This is a genomic window from Aquabacterium sp. UBA2148 (assembly GCF_002328915.1).
Lineage (GTDB): Bacteria > Pseudomonadota > Gammaproteobacteria > Burkholderiales > Burkholderiaceae_C > Aquabacterium > Aquabacterium parvum.
Genome location: NZ_DCXA01000153.1, coordinates 2,111 through 4,048, shown reverse-complemented (window position 1 = coordinate 4,048; position 1,938 = coordinate 2,111). Strand labels below are relative to the sequence as shown.

The 1,938-nt window shown below is 67.4% G+C and carries 3 protein-coding genes; 2 read left to right on the top strand and 1 reads right to left on the bottom strand.

Going from position 1 to position 1,938, the window contains the following annotated elements; genetic code table 11:
• Positions 1-623 (bottom strand): LysR family transcriptional regulator (locus B2W70_RS08430; RefSeq protein ID WP_286744734.1); only part of this gene is annotated, 623 nt, incomplete at its 3' end.
• Positions 624-726: 103 nt separating this feature from the next.
• Between B2W70_RS08430 and B2W70_RS08425 the strand changes: the two genes are divergently transcribed.
• Both B2W70_RS08425 and B2W70_RS08420 read left to right on the top strand, forming a co-directional pair.
• Positions 727-1,017 carry a DUF2282 domain-containing protein gene (locus B2W70_RS08425; protein WP_286744732.1) on the top strand — a complete coding sequence of 97 codons (291 nt, stop codon included), beginning with the start codon at positions 727-729 and terminating at the stop codon, positions 1,015-1,017.
• Positions 1,018-1,029: 12 nt separating this feature from the next.
• A complete protein-coding gene (locus tag B2W70_RS08420; protein ID WP_286744730.1) occupies positions 1,030-1,875 on the top strand; it encodes a DUF692 domain-containing protein in 846 nt (281 codons plus the stop codon).
• Positions 1,876-1,938 lie beyond the last annotated feature (63 nt).

The window sequence follows — 1,938 nt, the reverse complement described above, 5'->3', positions numbered from 1 at the left end:
TCGCCTTGTTCCACGAACCGCCACTCGATGTTCTGTGACAGGCTGCTGGCCACGATCACCTGGTGTTGCTTGAGCTCGTGCGGTGTCTGAGGGATGCCGTGGCGCTTGAGGTAACTCGGGGCCGCGCAGATGACCCGCCGAACGTGCCCGACGCGCAAAGCGCGGTAGCTGGAGTCGGACAACTCGCCAATTCGGATGCCGACGTCCACGCCCTCTTCCAGCATGTTGACCACGCGGTCGAGGAACAGGGCTGAAACCGATGTTTCGGGGTGCTGACGCAGGTAGTCGACGATGCCCGGCATCACGTACATGCGCCCGAACAGCACCGGGGCGGTCACCGTCATGTGACCACGAGGTTGCGCGTTGATGCCCACGGCAGCTTCGTCCGCTTCGTCGGCGGCGGCGATCACGCGGCGCGCGTCGTCCAGGTAACGCTCACCTGCCTCGGTGACGCGCACGTGGCGCGTGGTGCGCTGAAGCAGCTTCACGCCCAGGCGATCTTCCAGGGCCGAGATGGCGCGTGTCACCGCCGGGGGCGACATCGCCAGGCGCCGGGCCGCTGCCGCAAAGCCCTCTTCTTCGGCCACGGCCACGTACACGGTCATCAGGTGAAGACGGTCCATCACTGTTCCTCCTGGCGCAATTATCCATTGCCATTCACGGGGATTCTCTTTGTCGGTCGGGGTCGAAACAATCGGCTGTCACCACCACGAAAGGGGATCTCCCATGAAACGTCAACTTGTTTTGCAGGCCGCCCTGGCCTGTGCCCTGGCCACGCTCGCAACGGGAGCCGCCCAGGCCGCCGACCCGAACCAGGAAAAGTGCTACGGCGTCGCCAAGGCCGGTCAGAACGACTGCGCCAACCTGGCGGGCACGCACTCGTGCGCCGGGCAGTCCAAGGTCGACAAGGACCCGGGCGAGTGGAAGCTCGTGCCCAAGGGCACCTGCGTCAACCTCGGCGGGCTCAACGCGGCCGACGCCAAGGCCCGGTTCGCCGCTTCGGCTGCCCGAAAGTGAAGGAGGCGCCGCATGGCCTCGCATCCCCTGGTGGGCGTGGGCCTGCGCGCGCCTCACTTTGAAGCCCTGCTCGCCTCGCCACAAAGCGTCGACTTCGTCGAGGTGCATGCCGAGAACCACTTTGCAGAGGGCGGCCTGTCGCGCGCCCTGCTGGAGCGCGTGGCCGGTGTGTTGCCCCTGAGCCTGCATGGCACGGGCGCCGGCCTGGCGTCCAAGGTGCCCATTCCCATGGCGCACCTGCGGCGTTTGCGTGCGCTGGTCGAGTGGGCTCAGCCGACCTGGGTGTCCGACCACGTGGCGCAAACCTGGTTTGTCCACCACGGGCAGCTCCGGCACGCGGGCGACCTGTTGCCCGTCGCCTTCGACCGGGCCGCTTTGCGCCACCTGGTCGACAACACCTGCCGCGTGCAGGACCACCTGGGCCGCCAGATCCTCATCGAGAACCTGGCGCAGTACGTCGTCTTCGCACAGTCGGACATGACGGAGCTCGAGTTCCTGGTGCGGGCCTGCGAGCAAAGCGGCTGTGGGCTCCTGGTGGACTTGAACAACCTGCACGTCAACGCCCTCAACGCGGGCGAAGGCGATGCCGAGGCTTCGGTGCGCCGTTGGCTGGACGCCTGCCCCGCACACCTCGTCAAGGAGTTGCACCTGGCCGGCAGCACGCCCAACCCCGGCGGCCTGGTGATCGATGACCACGCGCAGCCGGTGTCCGAGCCCGTCTGGGCCTTGCATCGGCACGCGTGTCAGCGGTTTCCTCAGGCGGTCACCTTGATCGAATGGGACGAACAACTGCCACCGTGGTCGCGGCTGGTTCAGGAGGCCGATCGGGCGCGCGCGCACACGAGGGCGCTGGCATGAGACCGATCTACGCCGAGCCCGACGAGACCCTGCCCGCGCGCGTTGCCGAGGCGGGGCACCCAC